Origin of the sequence: Dyadobacter soli (assembly GCF_900101885.1) — a bacterium.
GTDB classification, from domain to species: Bacteria; Bacteroidota; Bacteroidia; order Cytophagales; family Spirosomataceae; genus Dyadobacter; species Dyadobacter soli.
Window position 1 is genome coordinate 191,084 of record NZ_FNAN01000011.1, and the last position, 18,013, is coordinate 209,096.

At 50.0% G+C, this 18,013-nt stretch carries 17 protein-coding genes; 11 read left to right on the forward strand and 6 right to left on the reverse strand.

From position 1 onward, the window contains the following. Window positions 1–5: 5 nt before the first annotated feature. Window positions 6–674 (reverse strand): response regulator transcription factor, encoded by a 669-nt coding sequence (locus BLQ88_RS19320; RefSeq protein ID WP_090153509.1) that lies wholly within the window; start codon window positions 672–674, stop codon window positions 6–8. A 222-nt stretch (window positions 675–896) separates the two neighbouring features. Between BLQ88_RS19320 and BLQ88_RS19325 the strand changes: the two genes are divergently transcribed. The 5 genes from BLQ88_RS19325 to BLQ88_RS19345 all read left to right on the forward strand — a co-directional run bounded on the left by BLQ88_RS19325 (window position 897) and on the right by BLQ88_RS19345 (window position 5,092). Continuing rightward, window positions 897–1,550, forward strand: a complete 654-nt coding sequence (locus BLQ88_RS19325; protein ID WP_090153511.1) for a Crp/Fnr family transcriptional regulator — start codon at window positions 897–899, stop codon at window positions 1,548–1,550. 82 nt (window positions 1,551–1,632) lie between these two features. Next, a complete protein-coding gene (locus BLQ88_RS19330; protein ID WP_090153513.1) occupies window positions 1,633–2,430 on the forward strand; it encodes a sulfite exporter TauE/SafE family protein in 798 nt (265 codons plus the stop codon). Window positions 2,431–2,537: 107 nt separating this feature from the next. Beyond that, window positions 2,538–4,019, forward strand: a complete 1,482-nt coding sequence (locus BLQ88_RS19335; protein ID WP_090153515.1) for an MBL fold metallo-hydrolase — start codon at window positions 2,538–2,540, stop codon at window positions 4,017–4,019. Window positions 4,020–4,021: 2 nt separating this feature from the next. Further along, the gene (locus BLQ88_RS19340) at window positions 4,022–4,585 is read left to right on the forward strand and encodes a YeeE/YedE family protein (protein ID WP_090153517.1); all 564 of its coding nucleotides are present in this window, start codon (window positions 4,022–4,024) and stop codon (window positions 4,583–4,585) included. Window positions 4,586–4,588: 3 nt separating this feature from the next. Next, a complete protein-coding gene (locus BLQ88_RS19345) occupies window positions 4,589–5,092 on the forward strand; it encodes a DUF6691 family protein (protein ID WP_090153519.1) in 504 nt (167 codons plus the stop codon). 49 nt (window positions 5,093–5,141) lie between these two features. On the opposite strand, the gene BLQ88_RS19350 is transcribed toward BLQ88_RS19345, so the two are convergent. The 3 genes from BLQ88_RS19350 to BLQ88_RS19360 all read right to left on the reverse strand — a co-directional run bounded on the left by BLQ88_RS19350 (window position 5,142) and on the right by BLQ88_RS19360 (window position 8,968). Beyond that, window positions 5,142–6,608 carry a TlpA family protein disulfide reductase gene (locus BLQ88_RS19350; RefSeq protein WP_090153521.1) on the reverse strand — a complete coding sequence of 489 codons (1,467 nt, stop codon included), beginning with the start codon at window positions 6,606–6,608 and terminating at the stop codon, window positions 5,142–5,144. A gap of 309 nt (window positions 6,609–6,917) precedes the next feature. After that, window positions 6,918–8,294 carry a HAMP domain-containing sensor histidine kinase gene (locus BLQ88_RS19355; RefSeq protein WP_090153522.1) on the reverse strand — a complete coding sequence of 459 codons (1,377 nt, stop codon included), beginning with the start codon at window positions 8,292–8,294 and terminating at the stop codon, window positions 6,918–6,920. Next, complete coding sequence (locus tag BLQ88_RS19360; RefSeq protein WP_090153524.1) at window positions 8,291–8,968, reverse strand: response regulator transcription factor; 678 nt, start codon at window positions 8,966–8,968, stop codon at window positions 8,291–8,293. Before BLQ88_RS19360 ends, BLQ88_RS19355 begins: the two co-directional genes overlap by 4 nt. A gap of 217 nt (window positions 8,969–9,185) precedes the next feature. Here BLQ88_RS19360 and BLQ88_RS19365 point away from each other — a divergent pair, with 217 nt between their 5' ends. The 6 genes from BLQ88_RS19365 to BLQ88_RS37550 all read left to right on the forward strand — a co-directional run bounded on the left by BLQ88_RS19365 (window position 9,186) and on the right by BLQ88_RS37550 (window position 16,557). Further along, window positions 9,186–10,565 carry a TolC family protein gene (locus tag BLQ88_RS19365; protein WP_090153526.1) on the forward strand — a complete coding sequence of 460 codons (1,380 nt, stop codon included), beginning with the start codon at window positions 9,186–9,188 and terminating at the stop codon, window positions 10,563–10,565. Between the two features lie 11 nt (window positions 10,566–10,576). Further along, complete coding sequence (locus BLQ88_RS19370; protein WP_090153528.1) at window positions 10,577–13,774, forward strand: efflux RND transporter permease subunit; 3,198 nt, start codon at window positions 10,577–10,579, stop codon at window positions 13,772–13,774. After that, complete coding sequence (locus BLQ88_RS19375; RefSeq protein ID WP_090153530.1) at window positions 13,764–14,873, forward strand: efflux RND transporter periplasmic adaptor subunit; 1,110 nt, start codon at window positions 13,764–13,766, stop codon at window positions 14,871–14,873. The genes BLQ88_RS19370 and BLQ88_RS19375 overlap by 11 nt, the downstream gene beginning before the upstream one ends. A 34-nt stretch (window positions 14,874–14,907) precedes the next feature. Further along, window positions 14,908–15,393: a hypothetical protein gene (locus BLQ88_RS19380; RefSeq protein WP_143016877.1), complete on the forward strand. Its 486-nt coding sequence runs from the start codon at window positions 14,908–14,910 to the stop codon at window positions 15,391–15,393. A gap of 357 nt (window positions 15,394–15,750) precedes the next feature. Continuing rightward, window positions 15,751–16,149, forward strand: coding sequence for a YidH family protein (locus BLQ88_RS19385; RefSeq protein ID WP_090153533.1), 399 nt, complete (start codon window positions 15,751–15,753; stop codon window positions 16,147–16,149). Between the two features lie 63 nt (window positions 16,150–16,212). After that, the gene (locus BLQ88_RS37550; protein WP_374754765.1) at window positions 16,213–16,557 is read left to right on the forward strand and encodes a carboxypeptidase-like regulatory domain-containing protein; all 345 of its coding nucleotides are present in this window, start codon (window positions 16,213–16,215) and stop codon (window positions 16,555–16,557) included. A 153-nt stretch (window positions 16,558–16,710) separates the two neighbouring features. Here the strand turns inward: BLQ88_RS37550 and BLQ88_RS19395 are convergent, their stop codons facing one another. Then, window positions 16,711–17,088: a hypothetical protein gene (locus BLQ88_RS19395; protein ID WP_090153536.1), complete on the reverse strand. Its 378-nt coding sequence runs from the start codon at window positions 17,086–17,088 to the stop codon at window positions 16,711–16,713. A gap of 104 nt (window positions 17,089–17,192) precedes the next feature. Next, window positions 17,193–17,837, reverse strand: a complete 645-nt coding sequence (locus tag BLQ88_RS19400) for a porin family protein (RefSeq protein ID WP_090153538.1) — start codon at window positions 17,835–17,837, stop codon at window positions 17,193–17,195. Window positions 17,838–18,013 lie beyond the last annotated feature (176 nt).

Below are 18,013 nucleotides of genomic sequence, written 5' to 3' on the forward strand. Positions count from 1 at the left end.
ACGGTTCATATTTCCTTCGCAATGTAACCTACGCCGCGGATGGTCTGAATGTAGTCTTCTTCTCTGGTGAGCCCCAGCTTTTTGCGCAGCGAATTGATGTAAACGTCGATCACACCCGTATTATACTCGAAATGAATATCCCAGACACTCTCGATGATCCGTGTCCTCCGGCAAACCTTTCCTTTGTTGCGCAGCAGGAATTCTAGCAATCCAAACTCTTTTTGAGTGAGCTTGATTTCCTGTGAATCCCTGAAAACCTGGTGGGACTGTGTATCGACGAGAATTGGTCCCAGCCGAAATTCAATCTGTTCACCTGAATGAGGCCGTAATTGCACCTTGATCCGTTCCAGCAGTTCTTCGAAACTGAATGGCTTTTTAATGTAATCATTGGCTCCGGCCTGCAAACCGAAGACCGTGTCCTGTACCGTATCGCGGGCGGTCAGAAAGATAATCGGCGTTTTGATGCCTGCCTTTCTGATTTCCCGGCAGAGCTCGACTCCGCTTTTTCCCGGCAACATCCAGTCGAGCAGCATCACATCGTAGGCCTCTGCGAGCGCCATTTCAAGGCCGTCAAGGCCATTCGTAGCCGTATCGACTGAATAGGATTCTTCTTCAAGCCCCTGTCGGAGGAAGTTTAAAATGCCGGTCTCGTCTTCGATGATCAGGATTCGCATGGTCTAAATAGTGACATTAAAATCACTGTGTACGAAGTAAGTAAGAAGCAATGGAATAACTATCCCGATGTCTCTTAAGATATGCTTAAAATATCAGAGAAGATAACAACCGACTGCCAGTGTCTATGACCATACCGCAACCTCGGCGGATCGCTGTGTGACCAATGTCACAAACAAGACTTCTGTAAATGCTTAACTTAGCCGTTTTTAAATCAACAACCAATGGGCACTACGATACAGCATTCCCGGGTGCAGCAACTGCTGGAAGCCTATTTCGGGCAATTTGAGCCGGAGTTAATCAACAAACTCGCCGAGCACTGCATTATCCGTGATTTCGAGGCAGACCAGCAGCTCATGCGCCCGGGGCAATACTTCAAATCGACGATGCTGATTGTCGAGGGCGCTGTGAAAATTTACAGGGAGGATCAGGATGGCAACGAGTTTTTCATGTACCAGCTCGGTGCAGGGGACGCGTGCGCGCTATCGATGATCTGCGCTACGCGGAACGAACAGAGCCAGATTTCCGCCAAAGCCTTGGAGCCCTCCAAAGCCTTACTTGTGCCCATCGCATTGATGGACGAACTGATGACTGGTTATAAGACATGGTACTATTTCGTACTGGAAACGTATCGTTCCAGGTTCGAAGAGCTACTCGAAGTGGTGGATAACATCGCTTTTAAGAGCATGGACGAGCGGATTGAATTTTACCTTAAAAATCAACGCAAGCTCTCCCACAGCGACGAGCTGGCATTGACCCACCAGCAGATCGCGACTGATATGAACTCATCCAGGGAAGTGGTATCAAGGCTGCTTAAAAAAATGGAGCAACGCGGAATGGTGCGGCTGGGCCGGAACACGATCACCGTCCTTTTTTGAACGACTTTCCTGCTGTGTAACATTTGTCACAAACTTGCCGCAATCCGTACTGCAATTTTGCGCTCAGTTAGAGCAAATGCATATGGAAACCATTGGTTATTTAGCGTCGGTATTAATCGGTATTTCTTTGGGGCTTGTGGGGGGCGGGGGATCGATCCTGACCTTGCCGGTCCTCGTATATATATTCGGCATCAGCCCGGTCGTATCTACTTCCTATTCGCTGTTCATTGTCGGCTCGACCAGCCTTGTAGGCGCTTATGGCAACTACCGCCGTGGGTTGGTCAATGTCAAAACCGCACTGTTCTTTGGTTTGAGCTCCATGGTAACCGTCTACCTGACGCGGAAGCTCCTGGTCCCTTTAATTCCACAAAATCTCTTCCATATCGGCGACTTCCAGATTACCGAGCCGCTATTGACGATGGCGTTGTTCGCGGTGCTGATGCTCGCAGCGTCGATCGGGATGATTAGGGGCCGGCAAACTGAGCCCGGCTGTCTCGAATGCGACCTGGGGCGTAACATTGTAAAATTGGGTCTCAGTGCGGTCGGGATCGGCCTTACCACGGGGCTCCTCGGCGCGGGGGGCGGCTTTTTGCTTATCCCTACATTGGTACTGGTGCTAGGTATGCCCATGCGGGAGGCGGTAGGAACCTCGCTATTGATCATCGCGCTCAATTCGCTGGTGGGCTTTGCCGGCGATCTAGGCCATTTTGTTATCGACTGGTACTTTCTGCTGACTGTGACACTCGTTGCCGTGGCCGGTATCTTCATCGGTGGCCAGCTTGCGCGGAAGCTCGACAGCGGCCAGTTGAAAAAAAGCTTCGGCTGGTTTGTGCTTGCCATGGGATGCTTTATCCTCTTCAAGGAGCTGATTTTGTCATAAAACCATAAAAGAGACCTGTGTGACAAAGGTCACAGACAATGGCCGGCTGCCTTGCGAACTTTGTCACACGGTATTCCTACCTATCACTCAAAACAGTTAACAGAAAAATGAAACTCGAACAAATCTATACTGGCTGCCTGGCTCAGGGAGCCTATTATATTGAAAGCGACGGTGAGGCGGCTGTCATCGATCCGCTCCGCGAAACAGGCCCATACCTGGCCCGCGCGGAAAAGAATGGAGCGAAAATAAAGTACGTGCTGGAAACCCATTTCCACGCAGACTTTGTGAGCGGGCATGTGGACCTTGCCGAAAAGACGGGTGCAACGATCGTGTATGGCCCTACGGCCAATCCCGGTTTCAGTGCGCATATTGCAAAGGATCGCGAGGTGCTCCGGCTGGGTGGGATTTCCATTGAAGTTATTCATACACCGGGACATACTTTGGAAAGCACCTGTTACCTGGTAACTGACGAAAACGGCCGTCGGGTGGGGCTCTTTACCGGCGACACGCTGTTTATCGGCGATGTAGGCCGGCCGGATCTTGCACAGAAAATCGTGCGCAATCTGACCCGGGACAAACTCGCAGGCATGCTCTACGATTCACTTCACGACAAAATCCTGCCATTGCCGGATGATATCATTGTGTACCCGGCGCACGGGGCAGGTTCGGCTTGCGGCAAGAATATGAGCAAGGAAACCACGGATAGTCTGGGGCACCAAAGAGCTACCAACTACGCCTTGCAGCCGATGGATAAGCAGACATTCATCCAAAAGGTAACCGACGGCCTGACGCCGCCACCTGCCTATTTTCCGGCCAATGTGATGATGAATATCCAGGGATATGAAAGTATTGACCAGGTGCTGAACCGCGGGATGCAGGCGCTCACGGCCGGTGCATTTGAGGCGGTTGCCAACGAAACGGGCGCGCTCGTGGTGGACACTCGCGCGGCGCAGGTATTTTCCAAAGGTTTTATTCCTAACTCCATTAATATCGGCATCGACGGCAGCTTTGCTCCGTGGGTAGGCGCGCTCATTGGAGACATCCGGCAGCCGATCTTGCTGGTGACAGAGCCGGGCCGGGAGGAAGAGGTGGTGATGCGGCTGGCACGCGTAGGCTATGACAATGCGATCGGGCATATAGCCGGCGGTTTTCAAGCATGGGAGCAAGCCGGAAAGGAAATTGACAGCATTCCTTCGGTGGAGGCCGCAGAGATACCGGCTCTGCTGCACGCCCATCCTGATTGGCAGGTCCTGGATGTGAGGAAGCGCAGCGAATACCTGGCCGAGCACGTGGAAGGAGCGGAAAACTTGCCGTTGGATTACCTGAATGAGCATTTGGAAGAGATTGACAGCAACAAAACTTATCTCGTACATTGCGCAGGCGGTTACCGGTCGATGATCTTCAACTCGATCCTTCGGGCGCGCGGCTACCATAACCTGATCGACGTCGCAGGAGGTTTCAAGGCAATCAGCGAGTCGGGGCGTGTGAAGGTCACGGACTACGTATGCCCGACCACGCAGGCGGCTGCGATTGACAACGGCGCTGGCAGCGGCCAGGTATTAGAGACATTAAACGGAGGGATGAAATAAGGATGCTGGAAGTAATTAAACAACCCTGGCCGTGGTATGTGGCCGGTCCGATGATCGGCCTCACAGTACCCGCCCTGCTGATTTTAGGCAATAAACATTTCGGTATTTCGGCCAATTTGCGGCATGTCTGCGCGAGCTGCTTTCCAGGCAATGTGCCATTCTTTCAATATGATTACAAGAGGGAAATCTGGAACCTGTTTTTTGTGGCGGGTATCGTTTTAGGAGGCGCGTTGGCGGCTTACTTTCTGGTAAACCCCGCGCCGATCCAAATCGATCCGCGGCTGGCGCAAGAACTCGCAACCTACGGTATCAACGACTTTTCGGGAATGGTGCCGACGCAGCTCTATTCGTGGGACAGCCTGCTCACAGCGCGCGGATTGATTATGATGGTCGGCGGTGGCTTTTTAGTCGGGTTTGGCTCGCGATACGCGGGCGGCTGCACGAGCGGACATTCGATCATGGGCCTGAGCGCGCTGCAATGGCCCTCGCTGGTGGCGACATGCTGCTTTATAGCCGGTGGCTTTCTGATGGCCAATTTTATTTTACCCATTATTTTAAACAACTAGTACATGCAGCCTTCCTTGATTGACAATACCGCCGGGCTCGAAGCCCGGTCGCAGGATACGATCTGCATTAACGAGTCGCATTTGCAGCATAAATGGTACCATAATTTCAAATACCTGATCGTCGGCGTGCTGTTCGGTCTCGCCTTTGTCAAGGCGGAAGTAATCAGCTGGTTCCGCATTCAGGAAATGTTCCGGCTGCAATCGTTTCATATGTATGGCATTATCGGCTCGGCGGTAGTTACAGGTATCATCTCGGTTTGGCTCATCAGGCGGTTTCGCATCAAAACCATCTACGGCGAGCCGATCACATTCACGCCGAAGAAATTCAACAAAGGCCAGGTGTATGGCGGGTTTCTGTTCGGGCTGGGCTGGGCACTTACCGGCGCTTGTCCCGGGCCCCTGTTTGCGCAGATCGGGACCGGGGCAGCAGTAGTGACTGTGGTGCTAGCCAGTGCGGTGGCCGGCACCTGGGTGTACGGCCGCTTCCGCGACTTGTTGCCGCATTGATTCAGAATTGTGGCCGGCATACTATCTTCTTAGCGAAGCACCAAACGGTTCACCTCGAGATTTCAGCCAGCGCCTTCTCTATCTTGGAGGTTACGCCCTGGCTGGGCCGTTCGGTAAAATTTTCGATAATGTTCCCATCAGCGCCGATCAGCACATAATGTGGATACACGCTTATGACGTAATTTTTAGCCAATGTATTTGTCCAGGAGCGGTTGGCAAATAAGTCGATTGTCTTCAAGCCGAATCTCTCGGAAGCGGCCTTCCATTTGGCAATCTGGCGCTCATCTGACGTCCCTGGCGTGCCGGTACAAATACTAATAATTTTGACTGGCTTACCTTTGAAATGCTCTGCAAGTTTATTTTCGTAAGGGATTTCTTTGATACAAGGTCCGCAAGTGGTGAACCAGAAGCTGAGGTACACTACCTGCCCCTTATACTGGTTAAGTGTCACCAAAGAATCGTTTGAGTCAACCAAGGCGAAATTTGGTGCTTTATCACCAGCTTTTAAAAGCATTTTACTTGCTTTCGCGCGGTGTTTGATAAAATCAACTAAGTATTGATAATTTCCGGGAAACTTCCTGTTAAATTCACTTTCGACCGAGTTCAAATTGTCAGCAGCTCCGCTTAACTCCCAGATCTCGAAGAACGAACCCATGTTTTCACCTAATACCTGCTTTGCGTAGGATACCAGATTCTTCAAACCCATTGCACGGTCGGATTGGCGCATTTGCCAGAAAATTTGCTCGCGTAGAAAACGAAGGTAGTCATAGTGATACATAGTGGCTTCGTTCTTCACTTTGATCCTATCTTTAAATGCAAAATACGATTCCGGGATTGCCTGGCTTTTCTTTTGATAGATGGTTTGATACCACACCATGTATACCCTAAGCCACGCGTCGGTATAGTTCAACGAGTTTGTTTCATAGGTAATAAACCAATCGGGAAGCTTATGCATATTTTGAAACTCTACCCAAAGCTGGTATTGAGCTGCATAGCTTTTATCCATTTCTTGTTGAAATGGCCCCAGTTTCGCAGCGCTTATTCCTACATTCATACAACTTTGAACAGGATCATTTAGTCTTCTCGTTTTCAATTGGTAATACTGTTGCAATTCTTTGTTTTTTCCTTCAAAGGACAGAAGGGATTGATCGGTTGCTTTGCTTACATCGGCTATAATCGACACCTCAATAGTGTCTCCCGGCCCACCCACGACCTTATAAGTCGAGTCAGCTATATGCAAGAAAGATAATCCCACATTTCGGCACGGACCCGTTAAGTAAACTTCATCATTTTCATGGGTTAATGTGTCTCGGACGACACTTACGTCATTCTTGGGGAAGCTATGGTATGTACCAAGGTTCACGAGAACATTCTCAGATTGAGGAACGGACTTGATATGCACAGTAATGTTGCCTTCCAAATCTAAATTGTCAACAATTTTATTGCCGATCTGTGCTGAGACTATGCTGACAGTGGCAATAACCAAGAGACAAGTTGAAAATAGCTTCATATTCATATATACAATATAATGATATATATAAATATAAGGGAATTATTCGAGGTTGCGATCCACTTTCTTAAAATGTACTTGGCAGGCTCAACTTACCACGATTGATCGATCATATCTATATAGATAAGCAGGCAATCTATCCGGTCGTTAAAACGTATTACAGAGATTAGCACGGAACATGCCTTCTGCAAGGACGGCGGAGGATTTGCAGTTTAATAAATGTGGTTGACAATGGGATATTTTGTAATTCAATTTCCTAATATCTCAGCTATGAAAGAAATAGTGCTGTAACTACCATATTCGTCATATACCAGTTCACAATGAACCTTCGAAAGTTTTGATCGGTAACCTGATGCAAACCTGGGTTAAATTAGGCTGGGAGGTAATTTGCAATTCACCCTGATGGATATCAATGATTTTTTTGGCAATGGTCAGGCCCAGACCAAAGCCAGGGACTTTGCCGACGTTATTAGCCCGCATCATGGGCATGAACACTTCCGCCAGTTGATCTTGGGGGATGCCCATACCCTGGTCGGTAACTTTAATCAGCAAGCCGAGCTCGTCCAAATCGACTTCCAGTGAAACCGGCTTTTTGCCGGAATACTTGCTGGCATTGTCCAGGATGTTGATCAGCACCGTCCTAAGAAGAACGGAGCTGCCCATTACGTGCGTTGTTTGACTTTTTTCAGTGAAAATATCGGACAGTGTCAATTCTATCTGCTGGTCGGGATGCTTCTCTCCAAAATACGATATAGTGTCAAGGATTGTATCTACGATGTTCACATCGTGCTGCATTTTGACGGATTGGAGCCCTTCCACTTCCGCCAATTGAAGTAGCGAATTAGCCAGCGTAATCGCATCTTCCAGGCGGTATAGCGCCTTTTCCATACTTGTACGGATATCATCGAGTTGATTGTCGTAGGCAATGGAAGTTTCCAAAATCCCCTTTACAACAGTCAGCGGCGTGCGGATTTCATGTGACGCGTAAGCCACAAAATGTTCCTGGCTATCGGCGAGCCCTTGCAGCCGTTCGAGCAATCCGTTGAATGCATTGGCCAGGTAGGTCGCTTCATCATCCTTAGAGGTACTTTGGAGCCGGAAAGAAAAGTCGTTGGCGGCAGACGGGTTCATTTGGTTGATCAGCTGATCAAAGGGCCGCATGGACCGGCGTGCAAACCAGAAACCGGCAAATGCGACAATGCCGAGCATCACGATATTGCCGATCAGCAAAATAAACAGCAGGCTTTGGCTGGCCTGACGGCCGGTGAGGTCGTAGGCCGTGACCACCGAAACGTATTTTTTTCCGTCGAATTCAAACGAAAGCGCCACACCTTCCTTGGGAGCATTCCACGGCGTGGCGTCATATTCGAAATAAGTCTCTTTTTGACGCGCCTGGCTGAGCAGCCCGGCTTTGAGTTTAAAATCGTCCGGGCCGGAAGACTTGTAAATGACCCGGTTACCGTCCCCGACGATCGTCTCGTGCTGGTCGGGAAGCGTCAGGTAGCTCGACCGGTGGAATTCACTCCGGTTCTGGAAGTATAGTACCCCTGCGACAGCCCTTCTTTGCAGCCTGTTCTGGAATAGCGTTTTGCGGTAAGATTCGGTCGTCTGGTAAATGAAAATGGAAAACAGCAGTAGCAGCGAAGCTACCAGCGCCCCAAACCAGATCGTGATCCGTTGCTTAATGCTCATGGCTCAGCCCCTAGCATATAGCCTACGCCGAATACCGTATGGAGCAATTTGGGCTCTGTCCGGTCAACTTTTCTTCGCAGGTAGTTAATGTAAACATCTACCACATTGGTATTGCTGTTAAAATGAACATCCCACACATTTTCCAGTAAATCTATCCGGTTGACGACCCGCCCCTGGTTGAGCATCAGGTATTCAAGCAGTGCATATTCGCGTGCCGTGAGCTCGATCCGCTCGCCCGCACGCCATACCTTGTGCGAATCCGTTTCAATGGCCAGATCTAACAGTTCGAGGCGTTTGGGCCGGGGCGCGCGGGACGGGTGACGGCGGGCGAGTGCTTTGAGGCGGAACAGCAGCTCTTTGAATGCAAATGGTTTGGCAAGGTAGTCGTCGGCGCCGGCCTCGAAGCCGAGCACCTTGTTATCAAGGCTTCCCAGCGCTGTCAGCATGATCACGGGCACCGCAGGCCAGTTTTGTTTGATAAACCGGCAGAGGTCGAAACCGTTCACGCCCGGCAGGTTCACGTCCAGTACCACCACGTCAAACCGGTTTTCATTCACCATCGTGCGTCCGATGATGCCGTCAAACGCAGTGGAGACTGCTATGCCTTCCGAAACCAGTCCTTTTTGAATGAACTGGGTCAGTTCGACGTCATCTTCTACGACTAAAACATTCATAATGCTTCCCTTATTTTCATTGCCAAATTACAAGCCTTCCCATGAGAAAAGCTATAAAATCCCGGCTCTAATCAACTTTTAATAACCTTCTAACTACCCTATAAGAACTTGCCTGTTTACTTTGAAACTTCAAGCGGGGCACGCAATGGATGCTGGTTTTCAGCAGGCTAAGGTGTTGTGTCACGCCTTTTGTTTGCGATGAACAAGTAGCACCCATATGTTAAGATTACCGCCTGCCCTGATTATTTTCCTGATCATTTTTGCCTTCTATTCGGCGGCTTACGCGCAGCCGCTAAGTATGGAACAAGCCGTAAACGCGGCCATCGAAAAGTACCCGACCATCGAAGCCCAGCGAGCGGCACTGGCCTCATTCCAGGCCGGTGCCCGCGTGTTGAAAGATAACCGGTTGCCGAATGTACGCCTGCACGACCAGATCGACATTGGTACGGCGAACGGCCTTTCGGGTTCGTATTTTTCAATGGGGATGATCGTTCCCACCTCCGGTGGCAGGAGGCCCGAAAACCGGATGGACCTCACTTCGGGCAACATCGCATTGGCTACGGCAGACTGGGAAGTTTACAACTTCGGACGCTTCAAGGCGGAAGACCAGTTGGTTATTGCGGATATCGCCATCGGGCAGGCCGGGGTGGAAAGGGAGGCGTTTTTGCTCAGGCAGGCAGTTGTAGGCACTTATCTGGATGTGCTATGGCGCGGAAGGATCCTGCAAATAGAATCCCATAACCTGGCCCGCGCCGATACGGTCAGTAAAATCATCAATAACCTTGTTAGCAACGGTATCCGGCCGGGATTGGATTCCTCGCTGGCCAGTGTGGAGCTCTCCCGGGCACGGCTCAACTATTACGAGATCGACGAGGGGCTTCGGCGCGCATTCCTGCAACTGGCCATGCTCACTGGCCGGAAAGTGAGTCAACTGGTCATCGATACCACATTCCACGAGCAGGCGCTGCTTGAACCTGGCCTGGATTTACAGGTGGCGGCCGGTCATCCGCTGCTACGCTACCAGGCGAGTATGCTAAGCCGCCAGCAAACCGAGGTCGGCGTCATCCGCAAGACGGCCATGCCCAGGGTGTCACTGATGACTGCCGCCTGGGCGCGCGGTACCAGCCTGGACCTGGACAACAATTATGGTCCGCTCGGCCCCGGATTTGGTTACAGCCGGACCAATTTTCTGGTAGGCTTGGCGGCAACGGTCAATCTGGTAGATTTCAAGCGCATCAAGAGCCGGATGCAGGTGCAGCAGTGGAAAATAAAAGAAGCAGACGTAAAGCTTGGCTTCGAAAGAATGAAGCTTGAAAACACCCTCGCATCTTCCGACTCGGTGATGTCAATCATGCGCCAGGCGCTGCGCGAATTGCCAACGGCGATCCGGTCCGCAGAGAGCGCTTACCAGCAGCGACTTTCCCTGTACAATAACGGGATCGAAAATATCCTGGGACTCACAGATGCCATGCAGCTTTTGACCAAAGTAGAAAAGCAGGCTGTCGATATTCAGCGGCGGGCGGTTGAGCTCCGCCTGCAACGCGCTTACGCCACCAGCGACTTCGATGAGTTTTTTAGTTTTTTCCGCCGGCCGTAAACCATTCTCTTATGCTGAACCTATCATTAAAACGTCCGATTGCGGTACTGGTTTTTGTCATGGGACTGGTGGTGTTTTCCATCATGTCTGCCACGAAGATCCCTGTCGATATTTTCCCAAAACTAAACTCGCCCGTCATCTACGTGATCGAGCCCTATGGCGGAATGTCCCCTGCCCAGATGGAAGGCTTTTTTGCCACCCGTATGCAGGACCAGTTTCTTTACATCGGCGGTATCAAAGAGATTTCCAGCCGGAGCGTGCAGGGGCTGACGATCGTCAAGCTGTCTTTCTATGAGGGCAGCGATATGGCGCAAGCGGCGGCCGAAGTAGCGATCCAGGTCAACCGGGCTATGAAGTTTTTTCCGCCGGGCGCGCTGCCGCCGCAGGTAGTGCGTTACGATGCGTCGTCGGTTCCGATCGGTGATCTGGTTTTCAGCAGCAAAACCCGTCCATTGAAGGAAATTCATGAGCTTGCCGTGACCAGGGTCCGGCCGCTGTTTTCGACAGTTCCCGGCCTTACCGCACCCCCGCCGATCGGTACCAATGCACGCACGATCGTGATCAACCTGGACCCGCAGAAGGTGCGCGCGCTGAACCTTTCACCCGACGAAGTGGTGGAGGCGCTCGCTTCCAACAATGCCATGACGCCGTCGGGCAATATCCGGGTTGACAACACCACTTACATTACCACGCTCAATTCGCTTGAAGAACGCGTGGCCGACTTTGGGCAGATTCCGGTTAGCACCCAGGGGCGCAGGACGGTCCTGCTCAGGGATATTGCCAATGTAGCCGACGGCTCGGACGTGACGGCCGGTTATGCGCTGGTCAATGGCAGCCGCTCATCCTATATTCCCGTCGTAAAAACGGCCGACGCATCCACCTGGGATGTGGTAACGGCGCTGAAAGCAAAACTGCCTGAAATGCGCAGCCTTTTGCCGGACGATATCGAGGTCAATTACGAGTTTGATCAATCCATATTTGTCATCAATTCTGTCAAAAGTTTGCTTTTTGAAGGTGGCCTGGGCGCATTGCTCACCGGATTGATGGTACTGCTTTTCCTGGGCGACTGGCGCTCGTCGCTGATCGTGATCATTACCATTCCGGTATCGGTCATTGCCGCGGTGCTTTGCCTTAACCTGGCCGGTCAGACGATCAATATTATGACCCTGTCCGGGCTGGCGCTGGCGATCGGAGTGTTGGTCGACCAGGCGACGGTGACCATTGAGAATATCCATCAGCATCTGGAAATGGGAAAGCCCAAACGGCTCGCGATTTATGATGCGTGCAAGGAAGTAGCTTTACCGCTTTTGTTGATCCTGCTTTGTATCATAGCAGTATTTGCCCCGTCATTTATCATGTCGGGCGTGCCGAGAGCGATGTTCTTACCGCTTTCTTTGTCGATCGGGTTTGCCATGACCGTGTCCTATCTGCTTGCCCAGAGCCTGGTGCCTATCCTGGCCAACTGGATGCTTAAAGATCACCAGGGGCACGGCCACGATACAGACACGGAAAAGTCACCCACTTTTTTTGACAGGGTGAGAAATGGGTTTATGTCCCAAAACCGGAGACTGATTGCTTCCAATAAACTGGTAGTCGGAATCTATGGGGTACTTATTCTGGCCCTGGCCGCTTGGGGATTTTCGGTGATCGGGAAAGATATGCTCCCGCAGATCAATTCGGGGCAGATGGTAATCCGGATGAAAACTCCGGACGGTACGCGTCTGGAAAGGACCGAGGAAGAGGTGGCAACGCTGTTGGAACTGGTAGACGAGGCCGCCGACGGTCATCTGGCCGTTTCGTCCGCTTATGTCGGGGTGGTTCCTACCAACTACGCCACCTCGAATTTGTATGTGAGCACCAGCGGGCCGAATGATGCGGTGATTAAAGTGGCGCTCGATCCTGAATACAAAACCAATATTCAGGACCTGAAAGAACGTATCCGCGGCCTTGTCGGGGAAAAAATGCAGGGCATTACTTTGTCGTTCGAGCCGGCGGACTTGACGGAAAAGCTCATGAGCGGCGGCGCATTCACGCCCATTGAAGTGCAGGTGGCCGGCCGCGATATGAAAGAGATCGAAGGGTACGCAACAGGCCTGGTGAAAAAGCTTTCCGAAGACGAGCATTTACGCGATGTGCGGATTGTGCAGCCGCTCAAATTTCCGGTGATCAACATCAAGCTCGACCGCCAGAAGCTGGCGGTAATGGGCCTGAGCCTGCAAGCTGCGGCCCGTTCCATTACCGCATCCACGTCGTCGAGCCGCTACACCGAGAAAAACCAGTGGCTCGACCAGAATGCAGCCTATACCTATCAGGTACAGGTGCAGATCCCGGAATTTGCCATGCGAAATCTGGCACAGCTACAAGAGGTACCGCTGGTGGCCGGGCAAGCCAGGCCGGTGCTTGCCGACGTCGCTACATTTTCTGTTGACACGCTGCCCGGAGAATATTCACGCACCGGTCCGCGCCGGTTCGTGACTGTCTCTGCCAACATGCACCATCAGGACCTTGGCGCTGCGACGCGGTCGGTAGAAAATGCGATCGCTTCACTCGGCCAGCCGCCAAAGGGAATTCTTACCCAGATAAAGGGAATGTCTTCGCTTTTGACTGAGACCCTGGACAGTCTGCAAACGGGGCTGGGCATTGCCATTCTGGTGATTTTTCTGCTGCTGGCTGCCAATTACCAATCATTCAAGCTGTCGCTGGTGATCCTGTCCACGGTACCGGCAGTAATTGCCGGCTCAATCGCGGCATTGCTGCTGACCGGAAGCACTTTGAACCTGCAATCCTACATGGGTATCATCATGTCCACGGGTATTTCAGTTGCCAATGCGATCCTGATTGTCACAAACGCCGAGCGACTGCGCTGGGAATACGCCGATGCTGGTAAAGCCGCGCTGGAAAGCGCTGGGCTTCGCCTGAGGCCGGTGCTGATGACCAGCTTTGCGATGGTGGCAGGGATGGTGCCGATGGCCCTTGGCACCGGAGAGGCCGGCGAGCAGGTGGCGCCGCTGGGGCGCGCGGTGATTGGCGGACTGGTGGCGTCCACGCTGGCAGCACTCTACATTGTTCCGCAGGTGTACACATTACTGCAAAAGAAAACGCCGCTCCAAGACCCGTCACTGCTTCCCGAACAGCCGGTTGCTGTTCACGCCGCCCTTTCCGCCAACGGCTTCCATAAACCAGAACAACATTCAAGCAATGAAAACTAATCGATATAGCTATTTGATCCTCCTGGCTGGTTTGGGCGCATTCTCAGCATGCTCATCCTCTGAATCGTCGGCCCCCAGGGAAGCCAAAGCAAAGAAAGGACAATCAGAGCGTTCCTTCAAAATTGGCGAAGTATCCCAGGGGCAGGTAGGGCAACAGATCCAGCTGCCGGGCGAGTTTATGGCATTCCAGGAAGTGAGCATCTATCCCAAGGCCGACGGCTTTGTACAAAAGGTGCTGGTGGACCGCGGCTCTGCGGTGCATAAGGGCCAGGTGCTCATGGTGCTCGAAGCCCCCGAAACCGAGCAGCAGCTGGTGGCGGCGCGTTCGAATTTTTTGAAAGCACAGGCCATGCTGGTAGCGAGCAAGGAACATTACCGCCGGTTGAAGGCCAGTACCCGTATTACAGGATCAGTTTCGGCGCTGGACCTGGAAAGCGCGCATGCCAAAATGATGGCTGACAGTGCTTCGGCAATGGGGGAGAAGGCCAATTTCGACGCCTTGACCGAAATCAAGAGCTACCTGACTGTCAGGGCCCCATTTGACGGGATCATCACAGAACGGAATGTGCACCCAGGTGCGCTGGTGGGCTCCGGGCTCCGGCAGGTAGGGCCAATGCTGAACCTGCAACAGCAGGACCGGTTAAGGCTTGTGGTAGATGTGCCCGAGAATTATAGCCTGGGACTTGAAAGAGGGAAGGCCGTTAGTTACCATATCAACGCTATGCCCGGCGAGACTTTCAAAGGTAGCATCAGCCGCCGCTCGGGAAATATGAACCTGAAATTCAGGTCGGAAACAGTTGAGATAGATGTTAATAATGCGAGCCGGAAAATAAAGCCAGGGATGTTTGCAGAAGTGATGCTGACGCCGGAAGGTACCGAAGGGGCATTAACCGTCCCAAACACCGCGATTGTCGTTTCCACGGAGCGCCAGTATGTGATCAAGGTAAATGCGGAGGGCAATGCAGAATTTATCGATGTGCGCCTGGGGCAGCAGGGCGATATGACCGAAGTGTTCGGTAGCCTGAAAAAAGGAGATAAAATAATTGTAAACCCGCGAAATGACCTCAGACAGGGAACGAAGGTAGTGGCAAGCCGGTGAGCAGCATCAAGGTCATAGGATAAACCCATTGCGAATGCTACACTCAAATCGTGACTTGATGCATCTATGCTTGTCACTGCTAGAAAAACTGCGTGATGACAAGCTTCGGGCTGTCCTTATCGAGGAAGTCATCCGAATTCTGGTAAAGCCCATCGAGGGGCAAATGAGCGTAGATGCATATAGTAGGTACCTGTTCTACAAAGTTCTTGGTGAGATGTACCATGCTGGAATGAAGGCAGGCCATGCTGCCATAGGGTTAAATGTCAAGTTGCCCGTTTCGCCTGGTGCGGTTAGCCAGTCAATGACAGCTTTGAAGCATACCAAGCTTAATGTAGAGCAAAAATTTGCATTGGAAACGGCCCCATTTATAAAAGCCTTAAGGCAAACAGGCCAAAATACTGTAAGTGAGATAGCAGATAAATTAAATGAGTTGGATAGGCCTTCACCAAATGGAACAAAATGGAATGCACAATTAGTTGAGCGAATTGAAATATTGACTAATAAAATTGAGCTTACATAAATTGATTAAATTCAATAAATGTTTAGTATTTGAAATTATGAATTAAATAATAATAATGTCGTCCACCCATTTTGATTAATTTAAGACAGTATAGTGCACGTCACTATGCATGAGCACGTAATATCGAATTCATCGCGATTCTTTTTGTGATGAATTTTTATATATCTATTTAATTAGTTTAAAATTAATAATGTATTTAATTGGATCATTGGCGACAATTATGTGCATGATTGTAGTTAAATTTGTACTCATCATTTTTTCTGTGCGTTAACTCGCATATGTTCGTTAAAAGGAAAGCCAGTGTTCACTGAGTGCTGGCTTTTTTATATTGTTTCAATCAAAATAGGATGAAATATTATGGCAGAAAATAATGAGCACCCGGAAAGGCAGTACAAACCCAATGACCATTTAGCCAATGAGCGGACATACCTCGCCTGGGTCAGGACGGGGGTAGGCATAATGGCGTTTGGGTTTGTGGTGGTGAAATTTTCACTTTTCGTTACCCAGATTGGACTGGCTCTGGGTAAGCCTGTTAAATTACATTCGCATGGATATTCCAAAATAATTGGGATCGTTCTCGTGCTTTTTGGCATCGGGTCAATCCTGCTTGCTTTTGTCGAGTATCATTTGACCGAAGAGCAGTTAAGAAGCGGCATGTATCGTCCCAAGAGCTGGCTGACCAATTTATTGACTGGCGTACTGGTATTAATCAGCGTCATTCTTGTCGTTTACCTGATCCAAAGCGTAAACATTTAAGTACGTTCGAAATAAATGAACCTGAAAAATATGTTTAAATTCATTCCTAGGTCAGCTGTGCATATGGCGACATTTTCTGCACTATTAATAGCTCTTGCATTATATGATCAGAGGTCGGCATTAACTGCCAATGGGCCTTTACTGAGGGTATCACCATTGGCTGGTAACATTGAAGGTACTGTCAGGAATGAGGATGGGGCCCTATTATCTAATGTCAATGTGGTGATTAAGGGAACGCAGCGTAGTACGGCCACCAGTGGTTCCGGTAGATTCTCAATATCTGTGAACGCAGGGGAAGAAGCGACGCTCGTATTCTCGTTAACTGGATACCAGTCCCAGGAAATCCATTTGGGCACTAAGACGACGCTGGATGTTATGCTGAAAGCGGAATCTGACAATTCTATGTAGTCCACCTTTCTGCTGTGAGAACATGAATGAAAAATTTGAGAGGCTGAGCTGTTGTTCTATGATATATGGCCGAGTACCTTTTTTTGTCTAGCAGCTGTCGACTCGATTGGGGCGTCTTCCCATCAACCTAACCTCAAATATCCTGCAATTTTCCTACACTTCGACAGGTGGTGATTCCAGCTCTATCAATTTGTCAATTAGTGAGTTAGTCATTTGGTGGTATTGCTGCTCAGTGAGAAGACCCTGATTATATTGGAGCAATAAATAATCAAGCTCCTTCTCGATGAGGGACCGCTTGCGTTTTTTAGTCGACTGTACTCGAATTTCTACTTTCCGGCGTCTTATACGCGATTTCCATCCACCGACAAGATGGTTAACCGCGAAACAGGTTATGCCTAAAAAAAGCACGCTCAAAAGATCCAATAGTAAATGCATATCAATATCTTGAAAGGTTTTTGATATATTCACTTGAATTTGAGCACGTAAGGTCTTTCGTTCTGCTAGATTGTCATCAGAACTGAGATCGCTCATAGCGGGAAGTCTATTCCGCTGAAATGAGAATGTAAAGATACTTATAAATGCCAACTAAGTGAAATGAGCCGGTAGCAATTAATGACCTAATTCCAAAGGTCAAACTACTTGCGCTTTGACATAATAAGGCTAATATTCAACATACGGTTGTACCGGGCGATATCAACTGACATGTTTGCAAGTCCATAGCCATACCGGGCATCAAGGGTTAATACCGATTTTTCAAGCTGGAAGTTGTATCCTGCCCCAGCCTGCAAGCCGTAGTCCCACCTTTTGAAATCGCTGGCTCCGCGTCCGAAGGAAATCTTTGACTTTGATGGAGCAACATCCGCAGAGCCATCAATTTTTATTAACCCGCCCAATGTGTAACCAGCGTATGGGCCTGCATTTAGATAGAACTGGCCTAAATGCAAACGGGCAAATACCGGAACATCAATCGTATAAAGTCTGACGGAAGTTTTACCGGCACTGACCGGGTTTCCGGCTCCGAGTATTCCTCCCTTTATGGCAAAATTGGCTTCGGGTGCTAATGAAAAGTTTGGAGTTAAACCAATTTGATAGGCGGTACCGATTTGAAGCCCTTTAAAATTCTTTTTGTAGGGTTGCAAGCCTTTGTTCGCGCTACCGTAATTGAAGTTTGTAGTCAACGAATTGATCGAGAAGCTGAACTTGCTTTGCTGCGCATAAGATGTAAATGCAAGTAAAGTGAATACTATGGTTGCAATTGATTTTTTGGCTGGGAAATACATAGCGATTTAGCTGTTTAAGTTTGGAACTGTAATTGTTTGGGACATGAAAAATCCATTACGAATTTTTCGTATTATGCTTTTTGGCTTCAAATGGGATGTCGATTGGATTGTTTTATTACCAGACCATTGGCTTTGAATAGGCCTAAGGCTGAGATATTTCCTTTTGTGTTTGTCGA

What these genes read in the sequence shown, in the direction of transcription:
- BLQ88_RS19320 (WP_090153509.1), bottom strand. Translation starts at nt 674, where the DNA reads ATGCGAATCCTGATCATCGAAGACGAGACCGGCATTTTAAACTTCCTC.
- BLQ88_RS19325 (WP_090153511.1), top strand. Translation starts at nt 897, where the DNA reads ATGGGCACTACGATACAGCATTCCCGGGTGCAGCAACTGCTGGAAGCC.
- BLQ88_RS19330 (WP_090153513.1), top strand. Translation starts at nt 1,633, where the DNA reads ATGGAAACCATTGGTTATTTAGCGTCGGTATTAATCGGTATTTCTTTG.
- BLQ88_RS19335 (WP_090153515.1), top strand. Translation starts at nt 2,538, where the DNA reads ATGAAACTCGAACAAATCTATACTGGCTGCCTGGCTCAGGGAGCCTAT.
- BLQ88_RS19340 (WP_090153517.1), top strand. Translation starts at nt 4,022, where the DNA reads ATGCTGGAAGTAATTAAACAACCCTGGCCGTGGTATGTGGCCGGTCCG.
- BLQ88_RS19345 (WP_090153519.1), top strand. Translation starts at nt 4,589, where the DNA reads ATGCAGCCTTCCTTGATTGACAATACCGCCGGGCTCGAAGCCCGGTCG.
- BLQ88_RS19350 (WP_090153521.1), bottom strand. Translation starts at nt 6,608, where the DNA reads ATGAATATGAAGCTATTTTCAACTTGTCTCTTGGTTATTGCCACTGTC.
- BLQ88_RS19355 (WP_090153522.1), bottom strand. Translation starts at nt 8,294, where the DNA reads ATGAGCATTAAGCAACGGATCACGATCTGGTTTGGGGCGCTGGTAGCT.
- BLQ88_RS19360 (WP_090153524.1), bottom strand. Translation starts at nt 8,968, where the DNA reads ATGAATGTTTTAGTCGTAGAAGATGACGTCGAACTGACCCAGTTCATT.
- BLQ88_RS19365 (WP_090153526.1), top strand. Translation starts at nt 9,186, where the DNA reads ATGTTAAGATTACCGCCTGCCCTGATTATTTTCCTGATCATTTTTGCC.
- BLQ88_RS19370 (WP_090153528.1), top strand. Translation starts at nt 10,577, where the DNA reads ATGCTGAACCTATCATTAAAACGTCCGATTGCGGTACTGGTTTTTGTC.
- BLQ88_RS19375 (WP_090153530.1), top strand. Translation starts at nt 13,764, where the DNA reads ATGAAAACTAATCGATATAGCTATTTGATCCTCCTGGCTGGTTTGGGC.
- BLQ88_RS19380 (WP_143016877.1), top strand. Translation starts at nt 14,908, where the DNA reads ATGCTACACTCAAATCGTGACTTGATGCATCTATGCTTGTCACTGCTA.
- BLQ88_RS19385 (WP_090153533.1), top strand. Translation starts at nt 15,751, where the DNA reads ATGGCAGAAAATAATGAGCACCCGGAAAGGCAGTACAAACCCAATGAC.
- BLQ88_RS37550 (WP_374754765.1), top strand. Translation starts at nt 16,213, where the DNA reads ATGGCGACATTTTCTGCACTATTAATAGCTCTTGCATTATATGATCAG.
- BLQ88_RS19395 (WP_090153536.1), bottom strand. Translation starts at nt 17,088, where the DNA reads ATGAGCGATCTCAGTTCTGATGACAATCTAGCAGAACGAAAGACCTTA.
- BLQ88_RS19400 (WP_090153538.1), bottom strand. Translation starts at nt 17,837, where the DNA reads ATGTATTTCCCAGCCAAAAAATCAATTGCAACCATAGTATTCACTTTA.